Below are 21,073 nucleotides of genomic sequence, written 5' to 3'. Positions count from 1 at the left end.
CACCACTACACGAACACACCAACACAACAACCGCCACCCCCACCACAACGGCCCGCCCCACACAACCACTCATCACCCAACACCTCCATTGGTGCCACAACCCCGAACCAGCATCTCCAACCCGGGAATCCCACGACACTAGAACCAACAACAGAACCCCACAGGACACCAGACGAAACTCTGACCAAAAGTTAAGGGCCCCACGAGCCGGTTCGCCCGGGAGCAAGAAGGACCGACAGCACTTGGCGCCAGGTGCCGGAAGCAACGCGTGGACGTTCAGTGTGTTTCGCTGCCTCACCGTCCGCTTGAAGCAGACGCACCCCGCCCAGCAGGAACGGCTCACCCACCTATTTCACTCGCCGACCCGCCGAGCCATGCCCTCGATGATGAACTCGATCTTGCGGTCCAGGAATCCGCGGTCCGCCCAGTCATCGTTGGGGGCGAGCTGCTCCGGTAACTGTTTGGCCACATCCTCGCGGGCGAAGTTCTCGGCAGCGGCCTCCAGTCCGGTCGCCGCCCCACCGTCGCGTATCGGGACCGCCTCCCGGTATGCCTCGATCACCATGTGGGTACAGAGCACGGTGTCACCGATGAAGTCCACGGCGAGCGCCGCATCGTCCGGGCTGAAACCCCGTTCGACGAGCGCATCGGTGCCGGCCTTCACGCCCGTGGCGAAGTAGTGGTGCGCCCACGTGACCACCAGCAGGGTCTCCGCGAGCCCGGGGTATCGATCCAGCAGCTCCCACATCCGATCGGCCTGATGTCGCAGCAGGTCCCGCCAACCGACGTCGGGAATCGGGGACTCGTACTCCCGGACCAGCCGTTTCAGGCAGCCGCGCAGCAGGTCGTCCCGCGACTCGATGGTGCGGTACAGCGCCGGGGTGCCGACCCCCAGGCGTTTGGCCACCCCGGTGAGGGTGAAGTCACGGATCCCGATCTCCAGGGCGGCAGTGACGACGTCCTCGTAGGCGAAGCCCGGTTTCGGACCGGTACGTCTCCCGCGTGATTTCATACGGTTAACGTACCGTTTGCCCATGTCACAGGGCGGCGTTAAGGTGAACCTCATCGAATAGCGAAGAGTGTTTCCTAATCCTTCGAGGTGCATTTGATGACGACGCAGGAAGTCGACCGCGTCGAACCGGACCAACACCAGGCCGATCCGACCGCGGAGAACAAACGGAAGGCGAGGGAGGGGCAGGCGGCGATCAAACGCCTGGCCGCCCCGGTACGCGGACTGCAACGGCTGGGGCAGGCGTTCGTGATCGCGTCGGCCATCCTCACGACCGCCCCCTACATCGCCCTCGTCCAGCTCGGTGACCTCCTGCTGGCCGCCCACGAGACCGGCACGGCCGTCGACGCCGACCGGGCCTGGCCGGCGATCGGGTTGCTGATCGGCGCCTTCTCCACCCAGTTGCTGCTGTACTTCGTCGGCCTGCTCATCACCCACGTCGCCGACCTGAAGCTGCGGACCCAACTGCAGCGAGGCATCACGCAACGCCTGGCGCAGGCTCCCCTGTCGTGGTTCACCGAATCCACCTCGGGGCTGATCCGCAAGGGCATCCAGGACGATGCCCACGCCGTTCACACCGTGATCGCCCACGGTCCCGTCGAGATCCTCAACGCGGTGGTGACCCCGCTGGCCCTGCTCTGTCTGGCCTTCTGGCTGGACTGGCGGCTGGGGCTGCTCAGCATCGCCACGATCCCGCTGCACGTGGCCACCTACGCCGTCTCCATGAAGGGCATGCCGGAGAAGACCGCCGAGATGGACGCGAAGCTGGCGAAGGTCTCCTCCACCATGGCCGAGTTCGTCGCCGGGATCTCGGTGGTCAAGGCCTTCGGGCGGGTCGGGAAGGCGCACGCCGCCTACCTGGATTCCGCCGACCAGTTCTCCAGGTTCTTCCGCGCCTGGGCGCTGCCCCTGGTCTCGATCAGCTGCATCTCCATGGCGTGGATCTCCATTCCGCTGCTGCTCGTGGTGAACCTGGGCGGCGGGGCCCTGCTGATCCAGGCCGGCGCCGTCACGCTGCCCAAGGTGCTCACGACGACCCTGATCGCGCTGGTGCTGCCCGGCGCCGTGCAGGTCGTCTCCTCGATCTCCTGGTCCTACCAGATGGCCGGGGCCGCGGCGATCCGGCTGTGCACCATCCTCGACACCCCGATCCTGCCCCACCCCGAGACGCCGCAGACACCGCAGGGCCACACCGTCGAACTCGACCATGTCAGTTTCTCCTACGGCGACACCCTCGCCGTCGACGATGTCAGCCTCACGCTGGAGGAGGGAACCGTGACGGCCCTCCTGGGTCCCTCCGGGTCCGGCAAGTCCACCCTGGCGACGCTGATCGCCCGCTTCGCCGACCCGGATTCCGGGAGCATCCGGCTCGGCGGGGTCGACCTGAGGCAGCTGTCGGAGGAGACCCTCTACTCGCAGGTCTCGTTCGTGCTCCAGGACGCCCAGCTGCTGCGGGCCACGGTCCGCGACAACATAGCCCTGGGCCGCCCGGGAGCGACCCTCGACGAGGTCAGACGGGCCGCGGGAATGGCCAGGATCGACGACTTCGTGATGTCGCTTCCCGACGGCTACGACACCGTCATCGGCACCGACACGTCGCTGTCGGGCGGGCAGGAACAGCGGATCGCGATCGCCAGGGCGATCCTGATCGACGCCCCGGTGCTGCTCCTCGACGAGGCCACCGCCTTCGCCGATCCGGAGTCCGAGGCCGAGATCCAGCAGGCCCTGACGACCCTGGTGAAGGGCCGCACCGTGCTGGTGATCGCCCACCGGCCCGCCGCCATCCGGGGAGCCCACCGGATCGTGGTGATGAAACAAGGACGCATCAAAGCGGCGGGCACCCACGAGGAGCTGCAGGGCGAACCCCACTACCGGGCGTTGCTGCGCCAGAGCGGCGACCTGTCGGATGCCGTTCCCGCCGAGGAGGACCACCGATGAGTGACATCAACCGCAACGCGCTGCTGCCCCGCTACCGCCGTCTCATGGCGCCGCTCCAGTGGCGGCGGATGACCTTGGGATTCAACATCGGCATCGTGGCGGGAGCACTGTCCGGGTTCTCCCTGCTGGCGCTGCTGCCGGCCTCCACCGCCCTGGCGACGGGCGCCCCGGCCTGGGGGCTGGGTTTCGGCGGCTGGCTGGCGGTTCTGCTCGCCACCGCCGTCGTCACTCTGGTCGTCGACTTCATCGGCACCCGCACCGGATACCTGGGGGCGCTCGGCTTCATGCAGAGCGTCCATCACAGCATCGGCGACAAGGTCGCGCGCCTGCCCCTGGCCTGGTTCACCCCGTCGTCGGCGGGCTCGATGTCGCGGATGGCAACCCAGGAGATGTTCTCCCTGACGCAGTCGGTGGCGCACTTCCTGTACAAGCTACGGGTCGACGTGGCAGCCTGCGTCGTCATCGGAATCGGCGCCTGGTTCTGGGACTGGCGGCTCGGGCTGCTGCTGACCTGCGCGGCTCCCGTGCTGACCGTGGGTCTCGTCATCGGGCGACGCCTCCTGAACCACGGCAAGGCCATCGCCGAACCCTCTGAGGTCGAACTGGCGGCCCGTATCGTCGAGTTCTCCCGCTGCCAGGGAGCCCTGCGTTCCTGCCACGCGCAGACCCCTCCCGGGTTGCGGGACGCGTTCGACGCCAACCACCGCGACTCGCGACGCGCCTTCGCGTGGGAGGCCTTCGGCAACATGGTCAACGGTGCCATCGCCCAGCTCGTGGTCGTCGCCATGATCATCCTGTCCGCGTCCCTGGCCCTGTCGTCGCAGCTCTCCCCGCTCCGGGCGATCGTCACCATCGGCATGTGCCTGCGATTCATGACGATGCTGAGCAACATCGGGGCCATGGTGGTCGGCTTCGAGGAACGCAGGCAGATGATGAACCACATCGATCAGGTCATGGACTCCCCCGTGCTGCCCGAACCCGACGTCTCCACCGCGACACCCTCCGACGGAACCGTCGAACTGGTCGACGTCGACTTCGGCTACCAGCCCGACGTTCCGGTGCTGCGCGGGGTGTCGATGTCGGTGCCGAGCGGTTCGATGTGCGCGCTCGTCGGCCCCTCCGGCAGCGGCAAGACCACCATCGCCCGCCTGATCGCGCGCTTCTACGACGTGGACTCGGGGCAGCTCCGGATCGGCGGGGTGGACGTGAAACAGCTGACCACCGAGGACCTGATGTCGCAGCTGTCGATGGTCTTCCAGGACGTCTACCTGTTCGACGACACGCTGGAGGCCAACATCCGTCTCGGCCGCCCGGATGCCACCGACGACGAGGTGCGCCGCGCCGCCGCCCTGGCGGGGGCGACGGAGATCGTCGAGCGCCTCCCCGACGGTTGGGAAACCCGTGTCGGCGAGGGCGGCCGGGCCCTGTCCGGTGGTGAACGGCAACGCGTCTCCATCGCCCGCGCCCTGCTGAAACGGGCGCCCATCGTGCTCCTCGACGAGGCCACCAGCGCACTCGACGCCGAGAACGAGGCGAACATCGTGTCCGCGATGGAGGAACTGAGACGCTCCTCGACGCTGATCGTCATCGCCCACAAACTGGAGACCATCGCCGCCGCCGACCAGGTGGTGGTGCTGGGAGCCGACGGCCACGTCGCGCAGCAGGGCCGGCACGACGACCTCGTGGGCACCGAGGGCCCCTACCGTGACTTCTGGGAGTACAGGAGCAGCGCCAGCGGATGGTCCCTGGTCTGAGACGAGGAAAACGAACAACGACACGAGAAAGCAGGAATGATGAAACCTTGGAGATTGCGACTGGGCGCCGTCATCGTGGCCGCCGCCCTGGGACTGACCGGATGCGCTTCCGGTTCCGGTGGCGGCAGCTCCCCCTCGGCCTCGGGCCCTTCCCAGCCGGTCAGGATCGGGGCGCTCTTCGCGCCGACCGACTCCCTCGACCCGGTCACCGCCACCTCACCGGGTTCGATGATGCTGGCGTTCAACGTCTACGACTCCCTGGCGGTCATGACCAAGGAAGGGGCGGCGCTGTCCCTGGCCAAGTCCATCGAACCCAACGCCACCGCCGATGAGTGGACCGTCACGCTGCGCGACGGCCTGACCTATTCCGACGGCACCGCCGCCACCGGGCAGGACGTCCTGGACTCCCTGTCCCATCTGGCCCAGTCCCCCAGCTACGCCAGCCTGTACTCCGACATCGACTTCGAGGCCTCCAGCGCTTCCGGGTCCACGGCCACGCTGAAACTGAAGAAACCCGCCTCCGACTTCCTCGAGTCCTCGCTGGGAATGTTCTCCACGATCGCCCCGAAGGGCGCTTTCACCGGCATCGGCGCCGGGCCCTTCGTCGTCGACAAGGGGGATCCCAGCACCGGCTACCAGCTGCACGCCAACGACAAGTACTGGGACGGCACCCCGGCCATCCCGCAGGTCACCTTCGTGCCGATTCCCGACTCGACGGCCCAGGCCAACGCCCTGCGCACCGGCGAGATAGACCTCGCCACCGGCCTCAACGCGGCCGCCCTCACGACCCTGTCCGGGGCGCCTGACGTCAAGGTGGCCGACGCCACCCTGGAGTCCGCGGCGGCCCTGGAGCTGGCGCTCAACACCCGCGTCGCGCCCTTCAACGACCCGGAGGTGCGGCGGGCCGCGAAACTCGCCGTGGACCGGGACAAGCTGGTCAACACCGTCCTCGGATCCACCGGTGAGGTCGCCAACGACATGCTCGGCAAGGGCTACGACAGCTACCCGGAGGATGTGGCCCAGACCGTGGCGAACAAGGAGGAGGCCAAGCGCATCTTCGCGGAGAAGGGAATCACGTCCTTCACGATCGTCGCCGCCGACATGCTGCCGGGCATGGTTTCCTCGGCCGAGCTGATGGCCCAGGAGTTCGCCGAGGTGGGGGTGCAGGTCACCGTCGACAAACGCGATCCGCAGACCTACTACAGCAACCTGGAGGAACTGCACCAGGCACAGGCGGCGACCGCCTACTGGATCAACCGCAACCCCATCACCGAGTTCCGCAGCCAGGTCATGCCCGACTACCCGTTCAACCTGTCCGGTTTCACCTCCGAGACGATCCAGCAGAACCTGACGAAGGCCACCGCGACGCTGGACGCGGCGGAACAGAAGAAGCTGGTGGGTGAGATCAGCAAGGAGATCCACGACCAGGGCGGTGACCTGATCTGGGGCTACCAGAAGCAGGTGGCCGCGTACCGGGCCGGGCTGGAGAACTTCACCTCCGTCCAGTCGGTTCCCTGGCTGGCGAAGGCCACCTTCAACCCGGTCGGCTGATCCGGCCTTGGGACGAACCACTGAAAAGTCGCCGCGGCGACCCACCCTCACCGGTTGGTTGCTGCGGCGACTGGCGCGCGCCGCCGCCCAGTGCCTGGCGGCCTCGCTGCTGCTGTTCCTGCTGATCCAGGCCCTTCCCGGGGACGCGGCCACCGCGACCGCCTCGAGGAACGGGGCCGCCGCGGTGGAGGCGGCCAGGACCCGGATGGGCCTGGACCGGCCGGTCCTGGAACGCTACCTGGAATGGGTGGCGGGCATTCTCCGGGGAGATCCCGGAACCACGCTCATCACGTCCAGGCCCGTGACGGAGACGATCGCGCAACCGGCCCTGGCATCGCTGACCCTGGCCGCGGTGGTGCTGCTGGGGTTGGTGCTGGTCACCCTGCCCGTCGCGGTCATCACCGGGGCACGTCCGAGGCATCCGGCCAGCCGGTTCCTGGCGGGGGTCTCGGTGGCCGCGGCCGCGATACCGGAGTTCGTGGTGGCGATCGCGCTGCTGGCCGTCCTGGCGGTGTGGACCCGCTGGCTGCCGGTGCTGTCGGTGCCCGGCGCGGGTCGCACGGTGTGGGAGAACCCCGTCTGCCTGGTGATGCCGGCGCTGGCCCTGTGGCTGGTCTGCTCCGCGTCCCTGACCCGCCGCGTCCAGGCCCTGGTGGCCACCCACGCCGCCGCCCCCTACGTGCGTGAGGCGGAGCTGGCGGGCCTGACGCGCCGCCGGGTGCTGTCCGGACACCTGCTGCCGTCGGTGGCTCCCGGTGTCCTGCAGCTGCTCGCGCAGACGATCCCCTACCTGTTGGGTGGGGCCGTGGTGGTGGAGACCGTGACCTCCTTCCCCGGCCTGGGGTTCGCGCTGGTGCGGGCCGTCGGGGACAGGGAGGTGCCGGTGGTGATGGCCGCGGGGGCCTTGATGATGGTGGTCGCGGTGGTGGCCTTCACCGTCGCGGATGCGTTGTCGGCGCGTCAGGAACGCATGGTGGCGGTGGTGTGAGGGGAGCATTCCGGCGAGAATCTGGGGTGGCATCGCCCTGCTGATGGTGCTTGTCACCGTGGCCGCCCCGTGGGTGGCGCCGGCCACCGGGGATTCCGCGACCACGACGGCCCTCGCCTATTCGACGGGCGGCCCGGGCGGGCTGGGACACGACTACCTGGGGCGGCCGGTGCTGCCCCAGCTCCTGGAGGGCGGCCGGGCGCTGTTGATCGCGGCCCTCCTGACCGCGGTGGTCTCGCAGGGCGTCGGGTTGGCCGCGGGGTTGTGGCTCGCCACCCGGGCCCGCGGGGTCTGGTTCGTGCGGTTCGTCCTGGACGTCGTCCTGGTGACACCGATGATCGTGGCCTCGCTGGTGGTCTATCAGCGCGCCGGGGCGTCGCTGTACGCCACCATCCCCATCGCAACCGCCCTGACCCTGCCGTTCACGTCCCGCTACTACCGGACGGCCGCGGAGCCGCTGCTGGGGTCGGCCTTCTTCGAACAGGCCCGGGTGGCCGGGGACAGGACATCGGTGGCGCTGATCCGGGAGGTGGTGCCGGTGCTGCTGCGTCCCGTCCTGGCTGACCTGGGGTTGGCCACGATCACCGCCCTCTACCTGATGGCGACCATCTCCTTCCTGGGCACCACAGCCGCCGAGTCCGGGTTCCTGTGGCCGACGATGGTCTCGCGGAACCTCGACGGGCTGGGCCTCAACCCGTGGGCGGTACTGGCCCCGCTGGGCGCGATGGTGGCCTTGACGGTGCCCGTGAACCTGTTCGTCGATGCCCTCGGAGGTCGCCGTGACTGAACCAGCCGTGCAGGTGGAGGATCTGCGGATCCGTTCGGCCGCCGGGACGATCCTGGACGGAACCGCCCTCGTCGCGGACCGGGGCGAGCGCGTCGGCCTCGTGGGGGAATCCGGGTCGGGCAAGTCGACCCTGTCCCTGGCCCTGCTGGGTTCGGTCGCGCCCGGTCTGGAGCTGACGGCGGGCAACATGACGGTGCTGGGTGCGCCCGTCGTGGCCGATGGCCGGCTGGCCTCCCCCGGGGTCCTGCGGGGGCTGCGGCGTCGCGTCGCCCGGCTGGACCAGGACCCGGCCGGGGCACTGACCCCGACCCGCCGCATCGGATACCTGATGACGGAGTTGTCGCGGGGATCGGGTGAGGAGGCGCAGCGGCTCCGCGACGAGGCCCTGGAGATTTTCGGGCTGCCGACGACCCGCGATTTCCTGCACCGTTTCCCGGCGGAACTGTCGGGAGGGCAGCGGCGACGGGTGGCGCTGGCCCGCGCCCTGGCGCGCCGCCCCGAACTGCTGGTGCTCGACGAACCGACCGCCGGGCTCGACCCGTCGGCCGTCGACGCCGCCCTGGGTCTGGTGGAACGGCTCGTGGCGGAACTGGATGCGACGCTGCTGGTGATCACCCACGACTCCGCGGTGGCGGCGCGCCTGACCGGCCGGGTGGTGGAGATGCGCGACGGGCGTCTCATCGACGCCGCCCCGGCGCGGGAGGTCGTGGCCGCGGATCGCCCGGGAGCACCGCGCGGCGATGGCACGCGAGGGGACGCGGAGCCCGTGTTGTCGGTGCGGTCGTTGACGGCGGGCGCACCCGGGCTGGCCGATCCCCCGGTGGCCGGCCTGGATCTGGACGTCTTCGCCGGGGAGGCGGTGGCGTTGACGGGCCCGTCCGGTTCGGGAAAGTCGACGGTGGCACGAACCCTGGTCGGGCTCTGGCCGCGACGCGGCGGCGATGTGGACGTGGCCGGGACGGCGCTGCCGGCGCGGCTGGACGACTGGCCCCGGTCGGCGCGCGGGATGATCGGGTGGGTTCCGCAGGATCCCGCGACATCGGTGAACCCGGCGTGGTCGCTCGGGCGGTCCCTGGCGCGCGCCCGGGCCAGGGCGGTGCGGCTCGGAGGGGCGGGAATGGGCGTCGAGGAGGCGGCCGAGCTGGTCGGGTTGCCGCCCGGCTGGGAAACGCGACGCCCACGGCAGCTGTCGGGAGGCCAGCTGCAGCGCTTCGCGATCGCCCGGGTCCTCGTCTCGGGGGCTCGGCTGCTGGTGCTCGACGAGGTGACCTCCAGCCTGGACGCGACCACCCGCGACGCCATCTGCGAGGTCCTGGCCGAGGTCAGGAAACGCATCCCCATGCTGGTGATCACCCACGACCCGGCGGTGATCGCCCGCTGCGACCGGGAAATCAGGCTCAACGACTAGAGCCAGCACGTGAGCGCCAGCAAACGGCCGAGTCGAAACCACCCCCTTCCCGCCCCTCCACCCTGCTCACGAAACGCGGAAGTTCAACGGTTCAACGTCGCCACACGGCATCGAAGCGTTCTTCTTCCGCGATTCGTGCACGGGGGATCGGCGACGGGAGTACGGGTCACCGGCTGGTATTGCCGAAGGTCTCCTCGATGAAGGGATCGACCAGTCCGTGGTAGGTCTCTGGGGCGTCCCGCCGCACGCAGTGGCCGACGCCGTCGATCAACACCAGGCGCACGAGCGGGTTGGTCACATCGGAGGGGTCAGGGGCCATGTCGCCGTGGCGGGGTGCGAGGTACAGCGTCGGTATCGTCAGCTGGTTGACCGCGCTGACGAGATCGGCCTCGCCGAGAGGGGCTCCGGGAGTGAGGAGAGCACCCGCTCGAGGTCTTCCTGCATGGTCTGCGGTGCCCGGTTCAGGGCTTCGTCGTCCCACCGTGGGGACATCCCGTGCCCCCGCAGGTCCACCGCGAGAACGTGGTATCGGGAGGACCAGCCAGCCACGGCGTCGGGCCAGGCGGCGGCCGATTCCGTCAGGCCGTGTACCAGAAGCAGGGCCGGAGCCGCGGGATTCCCCCACTCGTGCAGTGCGAGCGTCGTCACCTCGGTGACTGTAGTACTGGGGGTGTCCAAGGTCGCGATAAGGGAGCCGTGACCAGGATTCCTGGCGCCTGATCGGGGCTGCACGCCTCCTGTAAAGCATGGCACTGAGCTTTCCGTCCGCTGGTCGAGCCGGACTGTGATGCGGAGCGAGCAGTCCGGCTCGACCAGCGGACGGAAAGGACAGGAGAAAATAGGGCCCTGTGCAAACCGCGGGGCTGATACACATCTGCGCGTCTTTGCCTCCACAGCGGCTTCCCGCTGGTTCCCTCAAGGGCGGACTCCCTATGCTGAACACCATGTTGATCCTCTGCACTGCTCTGCTGCGTCTGCGCAGCCGCTGACCGCGGGAGCGCCCCGTCGCTGCTCCCGTCCCGGCCCCCATGCCGGGCTGCGTCTTTCAGCATGCCCGGCTCCACGACCATCACGGAGCAAGCAGTGCCCACTTTTCATCACGGCCGTCACGAACACGGCCAGAACTTCCTCACCGACCCAGCCGTCATCGCCACCTTCGTTGAACTCGTCGCAGCAACCCGCGGACCCATCATCGAAATCGGACCGGGCGACGGCGCACTCACCGTACCGCTGGCGCGCCTCGGCCGCCCTGTGACGGCCATCGAGATCGACGCCCGCCTGGAGCAGAGGCTGCGCTGTCGCCTTCCCTCACACGTGGAGGTGGTGTCAGGTGATTTCCTCACCCATCGGCTGCCGAGCCATCCCCACGTGGTGGTGGGGAATCTGCCCTTCCACCAGACCACCGCGATACTGAGACACCTCTTGCACTCCTTCGCCTGGAGCGACGCCGTCCTGCTGACCCAGTGGGAGGTTGCCCGCCGCAGGGCTGGCGTGGGTGGGGCCACCATGATGACCGCGCAATGGGCACCGTGGTTCACGTTCACCCTGCATGGTCGTGTCCCCGCACGGGCTTTCACTCCACGCCCTGGTGTGGATGGCGGGATTCTCACCATCCACCGTCGCGAGCACCCGTTGCTACCGGTGACTGAGCAGTGTCGATTCCACGCCCTGGTCCACCGCATCTACACCGGGCCGGGAAACGGACTGGCCCAGATCCTTGCTCGCGCCACTTCCTTCCCTTCACCGCAGGCGGCCCGGGCCTGGCTCGGAAGACACGGCATCGATGCCTCAGCCCTACCCCGAATGATGCATCCGAAGGCCTGGGTGGACCTGTTCAAGACGACGGGATCGTCGCCGCCTGCCCCGCCCACACGAGGAAACCACAGGAGGCGACGATGAGCCTCTCCGCCGCTCAACAGGCCGCGCGCCTGTTGGCTGAGCGACCTGAACACGACTGGCGACTGGACGAACTCGCTGCGCTGGTCCATCTTTCGGTGTCACAGCTCGGGCGAGTGTTCACTCGCAGGTTCGGCCGCACCCCGATGTGTTTCCTGATGTACCTTCGCGCACGTCTGCTGGCCGCACTGTTGCGGGAAACCGACCTCCCCATAGCCGAGGCGATGAACAAAGTGGGATGGCGCAGCCGTGGACATGCGGCCCGTTACTTCAAGGCGGTGTTCGGAGTGTCACCGTCGAACTATCGGGGGAGCGGATACGTCACGAATGATTCGGTGCCCGGTGAATGAAGTGTCCGTGCTCCGGATGCTCCACGCCTCGGGACCAGGGTTCATCACATCGGTGAGGGGCGCTGCTCCAGCGGCTTTGGTCACAACACATGCCGCTGCACGAGCAGTTCGGGCCAGCGCTCCTCAACGTCGAACTTGCCGGCCGTGACGAGCCTCTTCTTCTCAGTGCTCTGGGCTCAGACTACCTACCCAGAAAGGTGATCGCCCACTACGACCGGGAGATCGGGCTCAGAGCCGGTTGAGCCGGCACGTGAGCATACCTCTTCCGAAGCTGGTTGAGCCGGACCACGACGAACGAGCAGGTCAGCTCACCAGCTTCGAGAAGATCCTCATGCGCTTGTTTTCTTGTCACCCGCTCCCTCTGGAGCGCAAGCGAACGACGAGAAGGCAAGCGGATCCACAACCTTCACGCCCTCCTCTTGACATGTGACCATTAAGTCACATATTTTCTCGGGGTGGACATGGATGAGGTTTTCAAGGCCTTGGCGGACCCCACGAGGCGCGCACTGCTCGACCGGCTGTTCACCGAGGGAGGCCTAACCCAGACGGATCTGGAAAAGGACTTCGAGATGACACGATTCGGCATCGCAAAACACCTGCACATCCTGGAAGAAGCAGGTCTGATAACCACGCAACGCGACGGTCGCGTTAAACGGCATTTTCTCAATCCTGTTCCTATCCAACAGATCCACGCCCGCTGGATCGACAAGTACACCGCCCACCAGGCATCCATCCTGGTGGAGTTGAAACAAGAGCTGGAGGATTCATGACATCCACACAGGTGCACCGCATCTTCATCAAGGCCGCTCCCGAGGCAATCTGGGAGGCCATCACGAAACCCGAATTCACCCGTCGCTACTTCTTTGGATCCAGCATCGACACGACCACGCAACCCGGCTCACCATGCGTTTATCGCTCGACCGACGCCCCCCTGGTCGACGGGGAGGTACTGGAATCGGATCCCAACCACAGATTCGTGATCACCTGGCGTTCGCTCTATCACCCACCTTCGGTGGACGAACCTGCCAGCCGTGTCACCTGGCTCATCGAGCCCCAAGAAGGCGGCCACTGCTGTCTCACCGTGATCCATGACCGCCTCGATAGTTCCCCGAACACGGCCAAGAACGTCGGGGCAGCCTGGATGTTCGTGCTCAGCGGCCTCAAAACGGTTGTGGAAACCGGGGAGAGCTGGTGATGCACGGATGAACCGCCACAGATCTTGCGGCCAGTAGCAAGAATCCGTGGCGATCCAGGCGTGGCCCCGGCCCGGGGAACATGGAGGAAGTCCCCGGTGCGGACCACCGCAGCCGCGGGCAGGATCGACGGGCGATCGCGGTTGGGACTGTGATCAGTTGTTTTCCAGGCGTTCGGCGATGAGGCCCACCAGCGCCCTGGCCACGTCGTCCTTGCTGCCGGAGGCCCGGATCACCTCGCGGCCCTGGGCGTCCAGGACCACGACCGCATTGGGCACGTCACCGAACCCGAGAGCGGGGCCGACGGCGTTGACGGCCAACAGGTCGGCGCCCTTCCGCCACGCCTTCGCGACCCCGTGGCTCAGCACGTCACCATCCTCGTCGCCGGTCTCGGCCGCGAACCCGACCACGAGGGTTCGTCCGTTTTCGCCCCGGGGTGGGTCGGCGACCAGCCCGGCCAGGATGTCGGGGTTCTCCACCAGGGTGATCACGGGCGGCGGGACGGGCCCCGTCTCGTCGTCATCCAGGCCGTGTTTCTTGATCTTCGCGGCCGACACGGTGGCGGGCCGGTAGTCCGCGACCGCAGCAGCCATGACGACGGCGTCGGCGTCCGTGCAGAGGTGCCGCACGACGTCGTTGAGTTCCAGAGCCGTGTTCACCGGGATCACCTCGACGGAAGCCGGCAGCTGCGCCAGGACGCCGGGATCGACGTGCGCCGCGGCGAGCGCGACGCGCGCCCCACGGATCGCTGCGGCCCGAGCGATGGCGCAACCCTGCCGCCCGGAGGAACGGTTCCCGAGGAAACGCACCGGGTCGATCGGTTCCCGGGTTCCGCCCGCCGAGACCACCACTCGCCGCCCCTCCAGGCCGTTGGGCCTGCTCCCGGCCTCGGAGGCCTCCAGCACGGCCAGGGCCTCGGTGACGATCCGGTCGGGATCGGGAAGCCTTCCGATCCCGGAGTCCCTGCCGGTCAGGCGCCCGGAGTCGGGGGTGAGCACGGTCAGCCCCCGGCGGCGCAGCGTCGCGACGTTCTCCTGGGTGGCCGGGTTGAGCCACATCTGGGTGTGCATGGCGGGGGCCAGCATCACGGGCGCGGTGGTGGTGAGGATCGTCGCGGTGAGCAGGTCGTCGGCCCGCCCCGCGGCGATACGGGCCAGCAGATCCGCCGACGCGGGCGCGACCACCACGAGCTCCGCCCACTCCCCCACCGCGACGTGCTCGACGGCGGCGGGGTCGTCGAAGACCCCCGACGACACCGGCCCCCCGGAGACGGCCGCCAGCGCTGGGGCGCCGATGAACCGCAGCGCCGCCTCGGTGGGCACCGTCTTGACCTCGTGCCCGGCCTCCCGAAGTGCTCTGATGACGAAGGGAGCCTTGTATGCGGCGATGGAACCGGAAACCCCGACGACAATGCGTCGCGGCCTGGCCGGTGTGGGCTCGGGTGTCTCTGACATGAGGCCATGATCCCACGTCCCCGGGCACGGAACCGGGCCGCGGGTTTCCCCGCGGCCCGGTTCGATCATCGGTTCACTCCACGACGTCGTCGTCGACCCAGTCGAAGGTCTTGGTGACGGCCTTCTTCCAGTTGCGGTACAGGCGGTCGCGTTCGGCCCCGTCCATCTCCGGGCCCCAGCGCTTGTCCTCGGCCCAGTTGTCGATGACGTCCTGCTCACCGCCCCAGAACCCGACGGCGATGCCCGCCGCGTAGGCCGCGCCGAGCGCCGTGGTCTCCGCGACGACGGGACGCACCACGTCGACACCGAGCTGGTCGGCCTGGAACTGCATGAGGGTTTCGTTGGCGGTCATGCCGCCGTCGACCTTCAGCTCGGTCAGCTTCACACCCGAGTCGGCCTCCATGGCATCGAGGACCTCACGGGTCTGGAAGGCCGTGGCCTCCAGGACGGCGCGGGCGATGTGGCCGCGGTTGACGTAGCGGGTGAGCCCCACCAGCGCGCCGCGGGCGTCGGCCCGCCAGTAGGGGGCGAACAGACCCGAGAACGCGGGCACGATGTAGGCACCGCCGTTGTCGTCGACCGTCGCCGCCAGGGCCTCGATCTCGGGGGCGGAGTCGAACATCCGCAGGTTGTCGCGCAGCCACTGCACCAGCGAGCCCGTCACCGCGATGGAACCCTCCAGCGCATAGACGGGCCTCGCGTCGCCGATCTTGTAGCACAGCGTCGTCAGCAGGCCGTTCTTGGAGGGGACGATCTCCTCGCCGGTGTTCATGAGCATGAAGCAGCCGGTGCCGTAGGTGTTCTTCGCCATGCCCTTCTCGAAGCAGGCCTGCCCGAAGGTCGCTGCCTGCTGGTCACCGAGGATGCCCGCGATCGGGACACCCGCCAGGAGCCCCTGCTCGCGACCCACGCCGTAGACCTCGGCCGAGGACCTGATCTCCGGCAGCATCGACATCGGGATGCCCATGTCGGCGGCGATGGAGGGCTCCCAGTCGAGGGTCTTGAGGTTCATCAGCATGGTGCGGGACGCGTTGGTGACGTCGGTGACGTGCACACCACCCTTCACGCCCCCGGTGAGGTTCCACAGCACCCAGGTGTCCATGTTGCCCATCACCAGGTCACCGGCCTCGGCGCGTTCCCTGGCCCCCTCGACGTTGTCGAGGACCCACTTGACCTTCGGCCCGGAGAAGTAGGTGGCCAACGGCAGGCCGACGATCTCCTTGTACCGGTCGGCCCCCACCTCGCCGCCGAGTTCTTCGACGATCTTCTGGGTGCGGGTGTCCTGCCAGACGATGGCGTTGTGGACGGGCTCACCGGTTTTCCTGTCCCACACGAGGGTGGTCTCGCGCTGGTTGGTGATGCCGACCGCGGCCAGGTCCTTCTTGTTCAGCTGCGCCTTCGCGAGGGCCTGGGCGACGACCTCGCGGACGTTGTCCCAGATCTCGACGGCGTTGTGCTCCACCCAGCCCGCGCGGGGGAAGATCTGCTCGTGCTCCTTCTGCCCGACGGAGACGATGCGGCCTGCGTGGTCGAAGATGATCGCGCGTGACGAGGTGGTCCCCTGGTCGATGGCGAGCACGTACTTGGTGTCTGTCATGTGATGGCTCCTTCGTGAGACGCCGGTATCTTTTCGAGGTGCGGATGGGTCACTGCAGCGGGAAGACCAGCAGCGGGGCCGCCAGCAGGCCACCCAGCAGGCCGCCGATCATGGGGCCGACCACCGGGATCCAGGAGTAGCTCCAGTCGGAATCGCCCTTGTCCTTGATGGGCAGGATGGCGTGCATGATGCGGGGGCACAGGTCCCTGGTGGGGTTGATGGCGTATCCGGTGGGGCCGCCGAGGCCGGTGCCGATGACGACGATCAGCAGGGCGACACCGAGCGCGCCCAGCCAGCCAAGGTTGACCGCATCGCCCTTGGCGTTGGTGGTGTAGAGACCGGAGGCGATGACCACGAAGACCAGCACGAAGGTGCCGATGATCTCGGTGAGGAGGTTGAACAACGGGTTGCGGATGGCGGGTGCCGTGCAGAACACACCGAGCTTGGCGCCCTGGTCGGTTTCCTCGTCGAAGTGCTGCTTGTAGGCCACCCAGCACAGGAAGGCACCGATCAGCGAACCGACGAACTGGCCGCCGATGTAGGCCATCACCGTGCCGAAGTCCATGGCGGGCTTTCCCTGGGCGATGTCGTTGACGAGCAGACCGATGGTGACCGCCGGGTTCAGGTGGCCACCGGACTTGGCGGAGGCGATGACGCCCACGAACACCGCGAGGCCCCACCCCCAGTTCACGAACAGGAAACCTGTTCCTTGTCCCTTGGACCTGGCGAGCGCGGTGTTGGCGACCACGCCGCATCCAAGGAGGATCAGCAACATCGAACCGACTGCTTCCGACAGGAAGATGGCGAACATTTCTAGAACTCCAGTTCTGACTACTTTGTCATGGGCGGCGCCGGGGCGACGCCCTTGGGGGGGTGGCGAGGCGGGGGACCTCGTCGCTGTTCGAACTGCTCGAACATGCACAGCCAAGCGCTCTCACTAGGGAAAACGCAAGATTCTTGCACGTTCATGCACGTTTTTTTGAGCATAGTGCACGAACCATTCGCTCATTCGTCGGGCCTGCTCACGGGCATGCGAGGGATCCTCCCGCGAGCCGCTGGGTCGAAACCACCACCGGCATCCGCGGATGACCCGATCGGACACCCTTGCGCCTCACCGGGCAGACACCCACTCGAAGACGTCAACGGCTTCCCGGCGACCGTCGGCGTGAACCAGCAGGTGGAAGGTTGCGCGGGCCATGGCGTCGTGGATCGGCACCACCGCGCGGCCGGGGAGACGGGCAGCGAAGAAGGGGGCATCGGTGACGAAGTAGGGAAGCGACGAGCTGTGTGTGAGCCGCTCGAACACGGCGCGGTCCTCCTGCACGATGAACTCCGAGTGCGGGAAGTGTTCGTCGCACACCTCACGCCAGAACCCGATGTCCTCGAGGAGCAGGAAGGTCTCACCGTCGAGCTCGGCCGCGCCCACGCTCCGTCTCATGGCCAGCGGGTGCCCGACCGGCAGGACGACGGAGAGGTTTTCCACCATGAGCGGGCCCGAACGCGCCATCGGCTGGGCCACGGGGCGCAGGGTGATGCCGAGATCGAGTCCACCACCGAGGACACCGGCCTCCACCTCGGTTCCGGGGAGCATCCGGGAGGTCAGCACGAGCTCCGGGAAACGCTCCGTCATGAGCGCGGTCAGCCGCCACAGCGGCGCGGGGGCGACGGTTCCGACGCGCAGCGCGCGGGTTCGGCGGGCCTGGTCCTCCAGGGCGTTGCGCATGATCTGTTCGTCGCGGAGAAGCTGGCGGGCGTGTTCGAGGGCGACGCGACCGGCATCGTTGAGCACGAGACGGCGCCCGGCACGGTCGAACAGCGACTGGCCGAGCTCGGTTTCCAGGCGCCCCAGCGAACGGGACAGGGCGGGTTGCGAGATATGCAGGACGCGGGCGGCGGCGCTCATGGTGCCCTCGCGCGCGATGGCGTCGAGCTGTCTCAGCTGCTCCAGTTCCACACCCAGTTCCCTCCGCGCTGCCGCAGTGGCCGTTCCTGCCCCGCATCCCGGTTCATGCGCTGTGCGCATCAACCGATCCGGTATCCGCATTTACAAAACCGGATTTCCGACGAGGATTGATGCCAGGCAGAGAACCATCACCACAGGAGCCCCCGTTGCAGTCCTTCACGATGAACAACACCCTGACGATCCCGGCCCTGGGCTACGGCGTCTTCCAGATGACCTCCGCGGAGGTCGCGGATCACCTGCCCGAGGCGATCGCGGCCGGCTACCGGCACATCGACACGGCCAACGCCTACTTCAACGAGGTGGCCGTCGGTCGGGTCGTGCGGGAGAGTCCGGTCCCGAGGGAGGAGTTCTTCGTCACATCCAAGCTCTTCCCGCAGTCCTACCCCTACGAGCGGTGCGTCACGGACATCGACGCCACCCTGGAGCGCCTGGGACTGGACCACGTCGATCTGCTGCTGTTCCACCAGCCCTACGGCGAGTACGTCTCCGGCTGGAGGGCCATGGAGGAGGCAGTGGATGCGGGCAAGATGCGTTCCATCGGGTTGTCCAACTTCTCGGCCGCGAAGGTCCGCGAGATCCTCGACGTCGCCCGGATCGCCCCGGCGGTCCTGCAGGTCGAGGCCCACCCCTACTGGAACCAGCACGCCCTCAAGGCCGAGCTGGCGGACACCGGCATCGTCTTCGAGGCCTGGTACCCGCTCGGGCACGGCGACAGGACTCTCCTGGCCGAACCCGCCCTCACGGAACCCGCCGCCCGGTACGGCAAGTCCGCGGCCCAGGTCGTCCTGCGCTGGCACCTGCAGGAGGGCAACGTCACCTTCCCCAAGACCCTCAACCCGCAGCACATGGCCGACAACATCGACATCTTCGACTTCGCCCTGACCGAGGAGGAGGTGGCCCGCATCAACGCCCTGCCGCAGAAGCCCTACTACGCGATACCCGACGAGCCACCGACCTTCGTCACCACCCCCATGGACTACTCCAAGCAGTCCTGACCGCCCCACCCGACCACCGGAAGGACACCGCAATGCTCCACAAGACCCTCAACAACGGCGTCGAGATGCCCATGCTCGGCTACGGCGTCTTCCAGACCCCACCCGAGGAGACCGAACGCTGTGTGGCCGAGGCCCTCGAGGTCGGTTACCGCCTGATCGACACCGCCCAGGCCTACGACAACGAGGAGGGGGTGGGCGCCGGGGTGCGTGCCAGCGGCATCCCCCGCGAGGAGATCTTCATCACCTCCAAGATCTGGGTGGCCAACATGAACCACGAGCGGGCGGCCGCATCCATCGACGAGTCGCTGCGCAAGCTGGGCACCGACTACATCGACCTCATGCTCCTGCACCAGGCCATGGGCGACTACCCCGGCGCCTACCGCGCCATGGAGGAGGCCTACCGGGCCGGCAAGCTGCGCGCCATCGGGGTGTCCAACTTCTACCCCGAGCGCCTGATCGACGTCGCCCTGCTCGCCGAGATCCCGCCTGCGGTCAACCAGATCGAGACCCACCCCTTCCGCCAGCAGGACGCCGCTCACGAGGTGATGGCCGAACTCGGTGTGGTCCACGAGGCCTGGGCTCCCTTCGCCGAGGGGCAGAACAACATCTTCGCCAACCCGGTGTTGACCACCATCGGCGAGAAGTACGGCAAGAAACCCGGACAGGTGATCCTGCGGGCCCTGATGCAGAAGGGCGTCGTCGTCATCCCCAAGACGGTGCGCCGCGAGCGCATGGAGGAGAACTTCGACGTCTTCGACTTCGAACTGGACGCCGACGACATGGCCGCCTTCGCCGCCCTCGATGACGGCACCCTGCCGCGCATCTTCGACCACTACGACCCCGCAACCGTCACGTGGCTGCTGCGTGACTACGTCAAGAACAACCAACTGGGTGGCGGGACGCTCTACTGACGAGCACCCACCAGTCACGGGAACGCGGCGCGAGGCACCGCCCTGCCATACGCGGGCGGGCCTTCGCGCCGACGACCCCGAGTGCCAACCGATGGTGTGGCCGGGGTCGGTGAGGCAGCGCCTCAGCGTCACCTCCCCCGATTCTCGAAGGTATCCAGGTTCAGTTCTTTCTAGCGGTAGGCCTCCGAGGAGGCGTTCTCGTCATACCTGGCGACCAGGACGAGGCCGGACAGGGTGTAGGGGCCGCCGATGTAGGGCATGACCTGGACCAGGGCGGCGGCCACCTTCTGGCGGGAGGAACCTGCCTTGATGGCTCCGGCCACGTGCGGGCGCAGCTGGGTGGCTGCACCGATGGCGGCGATGGCCACGAGACTGACGAGCTCGCGCTGGGCGACGTCGAGCCCGCCGCGGGTGGCGAAGTCGCCGAACGCCCAGGAGGTCAGCAGGTGGGGCACGAACTCATCGAAGGGCTCGGGCAGGGCGGAGAAGACCTCCCTGACCTCGGTGCCGTACAGCGGGGTCTGGATGGCGGCACCCGCCTCCTCCCGGGCGCCGGGGTCGGTGGCGTCGACGGTGCCGGCGTTCTCCAGGGGCAGGGAGATGCCGTGCGCCTCGAAGACCTCGTTGGCCACACCGATGGCGTTGAGGGTCTTGGGGAATCCGATGTAGGGGGCGCACTGGTAGATGGTCTCGCGCAGCTGCAGGGGGCTGGCGCCGATGTTGAGGGCGGCACCCACGTGGGCCCTGAGCTGCGGGAGGGTCTGCATGGCGGTCAGAGCGGTGACGGTGAGCAGCTCGCGTTCGACGTCGGTGAGGACGCCCGTGGAGAAGACCTCGTCGAAGATCCCGTTCTGGAGGATGTCGAACAGCTCAGGGTCCGTGGGGTGCGGCCGGGGCTCTGCCCCGAACAGCCTGGTGAATGTCTCGCGTGCCTGGGGTGTCAGCGCCATGGATGGCTCCTTACGATGTGCGGCCGGTTTACCTCGAGCATGTCACGTCTGCCGCCCGGGCGACAGGGTTCCTTCGGCCCCTGCGACAGCGGCGGTCCGCGAGACGTGCAGCTTCCGGGCAGCGGCGCCCATGGTGCCCTCGCGCTCGATCCCCTCGAGCCGCATACGCTCCGCATTTCCTCCTCTTGATGCATTCCCTGCATCAGCAGTTCCGGTATTTGCATTTTGCACAAAAGGAAATGCGATGAAGACTGATGCACAGAGGGTTATTCACAGGGGCACCGGCCAGCGCAATCCTCTGGTGGTCGTGCCTTGGGAATTGCGGCGAG

22 protein-coding genes are annotated in these 21,073 nt (G+C 67.8%); 13 read left to right on the top strand and 9 right to left on the bottom strand.

The window, feature by feature from the left end:
• Nucleotides 1-352: 352 nt before the first annotated feature.
• The gene (locus E0E39_RS02420; RefSeq protein ID WP_130873317.1) at nucleotides 353-1,012 is read right to left on the bottom strand and encodes a TetR/AcrR family transcriptional regulator; all 660 of its coding nucleotides are present in this window, start codon (nucleotides 1,010-1,012) and stop codon (nucleotides 353-355) included.
• Nucleotides 1,013-1,108: 96 nt separating this feature from the next.
• On the opposite strand from E0E39_RS02420, the gene E0E39_RS02415 reads away from it, so the two are divergent.
• Genes E0E39_RS02415 through E0E39_RS02390 form a run of 6 tightly spaced genes read left to right on the top strand, consistent with a single transcriptional unit; the run spans nucleotide 1,109 to nucleotide 9,435 of the window.
• The gene (locus tag E0E39_RS02415; protein ID WP_130873316.1) at nucleotides 1,109-2,947 is read left to right on the top strand and encodes an ABC transporter ATP-binding protein; all 1,839 of its coding nucleotides are present in this window, start codon (nucleotides 1,109-1,111) and stop codon (nucleotides 2,945-2,947) included.
• Nucleotides 2,944-4,701, top strand: a complete 1,758-nt coding sequence (locus E0E39_RS02410; RefSeq protein WP_130873315.1) for an ABC transporter ATP-binding protein — start codon at nucleotides 2,944-2,946, stop codon at nucleotides 4,699-4,701. Before E0E39_RS02415 ends, E0E39_RS02410 begins: the two co-directional genes overlap by 4 nt.
• Before the next feature lie 39 nt (nucleotides 4,702-4,740).
• On the top strand, nucleotides 4,741-6,252 hold the full coding sequence (locus E0E39_RS02405) for an ABC transporter substrate-binding protein (protein WP_130873314.1): 1,512 nt from the start codon (nucleotides 4,741-4,743) through the stop codon (nucleotides 6,250-6,252).
• A 7-nt stretch (nucleotides 6,253-6,259) separates the two neighbouring features.
• The gene (locus tag E0E39_RS02400; RefSeq protein WP_130873313.1) at nucleotides 6,260-7,240 is read left to right on the top strand and encodes an ABC transporter permease; all 981 of its coding nucleotides are present in this window, start codon (nucleotides 6,260-6,262) and stop codon (nucleotides 7,238-7,240) included.
• A gap of 43 nt (nucleotides 7,241-7,283) precedes the next feature.
• A complete protein-coding gene (locus E0E39_RS02395; RefSeq protein ID WP_245988172.1) occupies nucleotides 7,284-8,027 on the top strand; it encodes an ABC transporter permease subunit in 744 nt (247 codons plus the stop codon).
• The gene (locus tag E0E39_RS02390) at nucleotides 8,020-9,435 is read left to right on the top strand and encodes an ABC transporter ATP-binding protein (RefSeq protein ID WP_165444608.1); all 1,416 of its coding nucleotides are present in this window, start codon (nucleotides 8,020-8,022) and stop codon (nucleotides 9,433-9,435) included. Before E0E39_RS02395 ends, E0E39_RS02390 begins: the two co-directional genes overlap by 8 nt.
• Before the next feature lie 166 nt (nucleotides 9,436-9,601).
• Here the strand turns inward: E0E39_RS02390 and E0E39_RS15965 are convergent, their stop codons facing one another.
• Together E0E39_RS15965 and E0E39_RS15960 are read right to left on the bottom strand one after the other, a co-directional pair.
• Nucleotides 9,602-9,754: a hypothetical protein gene (locus tag E0E39_RS15965; protein WP_207302390.1), complete on the bottom strand. Its 153-nt coding sequence runs from the start codon at nucleotides 9,752-9,754 to the stop codon at nucleotides 9,602-9,604.
• A gap of 38 nt (nucleotides 9,755-9,792) precedes the next feature.
• Nucleotides 9,793-10,083, bottom strand: coding sequence for an alpha/beta fold hydrolase (locus E0E39_RS15960; RefSeq protein ID WP_207302389.1), 291 nt, complete (start codon nucleotides 10,081-10,083; stop codon nucleotides 9,793-9,795).
• Nucleotides 10,084-10,518: 435 nt separating this feature from the next.
• On the opposite strand from E0E39_RS15960, the gene erm reads away from it, so the two are divergent.
• From erm to E0E39_RS02365, 5 genes are all read left to right on the top strand, one after another.
• The gene (erm, locus tag E0E39_RS02380) at nucleotides 10,519-11,334 is read left to right on the top strand and encodes a 23S ribosomal RNA methyltransferase Erm (protein WP_130873310.1); all 816 of its coding nucleotides are present in this window, start codon (nucleotides 10,519-10,521) and stop codon (nucleotides 11,332-11,334) included.
• Nucleotides 11,331-11,681: a helix-turn-helix domain-containing protein gene (locus E0E39_RS02375; RefSeq protein WP_130873309.1), complete on the top strand. Its 351-nt coding sequence runs from the start codon at nucleotides 11,331-11,333 to the stop codon at nucleotides 11,679-11,681. Before erm ends, E0E39_RS02375 begins: the two co-directional genes overlap by 4 nt.
• Before the next feature lie 89 nt (nucleotides 11,682-11,770).
• Nucleotides 11,771-11,923: a hypothetical protein gene (locus E0E39_RS15655; protein ID WP_165444607.1), complete on the top strand. Its 153-nt coding sequence runs from the start codon at nucleotides 11,771-11,773 to the stop codon at nucleotides 11,921-11,923.
• A gap of 219 nt (nucleotides 11,924-12,142) precedes the next feature.
• A complete protein-coding gene (locus E0E39_RS02370) occupies nucleotides 12,143-12,451 on the top strand; it encodes an ArsR/SmtB family transcription factor (protein WP_130875606.1) in 309 nt (102 codons plus the stop codon).
• Complete coding sequence (locus E0E39_RS02365) at nucleotides 12,448-12,876, top strand: SRPBCC family protein (RefSeq protein ID WP_041696657.1); 429 nt, start codon at nucleotides 12,448-12,450, stop codon at nucleotides 12,874-12,876. The genes E0E39_RS02370 and E0E39_RS02365 overlap by 4 nt, the downstream gene beginning before the upstream one ends.
• Before the next feature lie 153 nt (nucleotides 12,877-13,029).
• On the opposite strand, the gene coaBC is transcribed toward E0E39_RS02365, so the two are convergent.
• From coaBC to E0E39_RS02345, 4 genes are all read right to left on the bottom strand, one after another.
• Nucleotides 13,030-14,328 (bottom strand): bifunctional phosphopantothenoylcysteine decarboxylase/phosphopantothenate--cysteine ligase CoaBC, encoded by a 1,299-nt coding sequence (gene coaBC / locus E0E39_RS02360; RefSeq protein WP_130873308.1) that lies wholly within the window; start codon nucleotides 14,326-14,328, stop codon nucleotides 13,030-13,032.
• A gap of 73 nt (nucleotides 14,329-14,401) precedes the next feature.
• Nucleotides 14,402-15,925, bottom strand: coding sequence for a glycerol kinase GlpK (gene glpK / locus E0E39_RS02355; protein WP_130873307.1), 1,524 nt, complete (start codon nucleotides 15,923-15,925; stop codon nucleotides 14,402-14,404).
• A gap of 49 nt (nucleotides 15,926-15,974) precedes the next feature.
• Entirely contained in the window at nucleotides 15,975-16,736 is a 762-nt protein-coding gene (locus tag E0E39_RS02350; RefSeq protein WP_130873306.1) for an MIP/aquaporin family protein, read from the bottom strand.
• A 300-nt stretch (nucleotides 16,737-17,036) separates the two neighbouring features.
• A complete protein-coding gene (locus tag E0E39_RS02345) occupies nucleotides 17,037-17,948 on the bottom strand; it encodes a LysR family transcriptional regulator (RefSeq protein WP_245988171.1) in 912 nt (303 codons plus the stop codon).
• An 86-nt stretch (nucleotides 17,949-18,034) separates the two neighbouring features.
• Here E0E39_RS02345 and E0E39_RS02340 point away from each other — a divergent pair, with 86 nt between their 5' ends.
• Complete coding sequence (locus tag E0E39_RS02340; RefSeq protein WP_165444606.1) at nucleotides 18,035-18,883, top strand: aldo/keto reductase; 849 nt, start codon at nucleotides 18,035-18,037, stop codon at nucleotides 18,881-18,883.
• 32 nt (nucleotides 18,884-18,915) lie between these two features.
• Entirely contained in the window at nucleotides 18,916-19,794 is an 879-nt protein-coding gene (locus E0E39_RS02335) for an aldo/keto reductase (RefSeq protein WP_130873304.1), read from the top strand.
• A 170-nt stretch (nucleotides 19,795-19,964) separates the two neighbouring features.
• Here the strand turns inward: E0E39_RS02335 and E0E39_RS02330 are convergent, their stop codons facing one another.
• Both E0E39_RS02330 and E0E39_RS16535 read right to left on the bottom strand, forming a co-directional pair.
• The gene (locus E0E39_RS02330; protein WP_130873303.1) at nucleotides 19,965-20,744 is read right to left on the bottom strand and encodes a carboxymuconolactone decarboxylase family protein; all 780 of its coding nucleotides are present in this window, start codon (nucleotides 20,742-20,744) and stop codon (nucleotides 19,965-19,967) included.
• Between the two features lie 42 nt (nucleotides 20,745-20,786).
• On the bottom strand, nucleotides 20,787-20,909 hold the full coding sequence (locus E0E39_RS16535) for a hypothetical protein (protein ID WP_281275564.1): 123 nt from the start codon (nucleotides 20,907-20,909) through the stop codon (nucleotides 20,787-20,789).
• Between the last annotated feature and the right edge of the window lie 164 nt (nucleotides 20,910-21,073).

This window comes from [Pseudopropionibacterium] massiliense (genome assembly GCF_900607225.1).
GTDB lineage: Bacteria > Actinomycetota > Actinomycetes > Propionibacteriales > Propionibacteriaceae > Arachnia > Arachnia massiliensis.
This window is presented reverse-complemented; position numbering and strand designations above follow the sequence as displayed.

Excerpts from the sequence above, each read along its gene's own strand:
- E0E39_RS02420 (WP_130873317.1), bottom strand. The coding sequence starts at position 1,012 with ATGAAATCACGCGGGAGACGTACCGGTCCGAAACCGGGCTTCGCCTAC.
- E0E39_RS02415 (WP_130873316.1), top strand. The coding sequence starts at position 1,109 with ATGACGACGCAGGAAGTCGACCGCGTCGAACCGGACCAACACCAGGCC.
- E0E39_RS02410 (WP_130873315.1), top strand. The coding sequence starts at position 2,944 with ATGAGTGACATCAACCGCAACGCGCTGCTGCCCCGCTACCGCCGTCTC.
- E0E39_RS02405 (WP_130873314.1), top strand. The coding sequence starts at position 4,741 with ATGAAACCTTGGAGATTGCGACTGGGCGCCGTCATCGTGGCCGCCGCC.
- E0E39_RS02395 (WP_245988172.1), top strand. The coding sequence starts at position 7,284 with ATGGTGCTTGTCACCGTGGCCGCCCCGTGGGTGGCGCCGGCCACCGGG.
- E0E39_RS15965 (WP_207302390.1), bottom strand. The coding sequence starts at position 9,754 with ATGGCCCCTGACCCCTCCGATGTGACCAACCCGCTCGTGCGCCTGGTG.
- E0E39_RS02375 (WP_130873309.1), top strand. The coding sequence starts at position 11,331 with ATGAGCCTCTCCGCCGCTCAACAGGCCGCGCGCCTGTTGGCTGAGCGA.
- E0E39_RS15655 (WP_165444607.1), top strand. The coding sequence starts at position 11,771 with ATGCCGCTGCACGAGCAGTTCGGGCCAGCGCTCCTCAACGTCGAACTT.
- E0E39_RS02370 (WP_130875606.1), top strand. The coding sequence starts at position 12,143 with ATGGATGAGGTTTTCAAGGCCTTGGCGGACCCCACGAGGCGCGCACTG.
- E0E39_RS02365 (WP_041696657.1), top strand. The coding sequence starts at position 12,448 with ATGACATCCACACAGGTGCACCGCATCTTCATCAAGGCCGCTCCCGAG.
- coaBC (WP_130873308.1), bottom strand. The coding sequence starts at position 14,328 with ATGTCAGAGACACCCGAGCCCACACCGGCCAGGCCGCGACGCATTGTC.
- glpK (WP_130873307.1), bottom strand. The coding sequence starts at position 15,925 with ATGACAGACACCAAGTACGTGCTCGCCATCGACCAGGGGACCACCTCG.
- E0E39_RS02350 (WP_130873306.1), bottom strand. The coding sequence starts at position 16,736 with ATGTTCGCCATCTTCCTGTCGGAAGCAGTCGGTTCGATGTTGCTGATC.
- E0E39_RS02345 (WP_245988171.1), bottom strand. The coding sequence starts at position 17,948 with ATGCGCACAGCGCATGAACCGGGATGCGGGGCAGGAACGGCCACTGCG.
- E0E39_RS02335 (WP_130873304.1), top strand. The coding sequence starts at position 18,916 with ATGCTCCACAAGACCCTCAACAACGGCGTCGAGATGCCCATGCTCGGC.
- E0E39_RS02330 (WP_130873303.1), bottom strand. The coding sequence starts at position 20,744 with ATGGCGCTGACACCCCAGGCACGCGAGACATTCACCAGGCTGTTCGGG.
- E0E39_RS16535 (WP_281275564.1), bottom strand. The coding sequence starts at position 20,909 with ATGCGGCTCGAGGGGATCGAGCGCGAGGGCACCATGGGCGCCGCTGCC.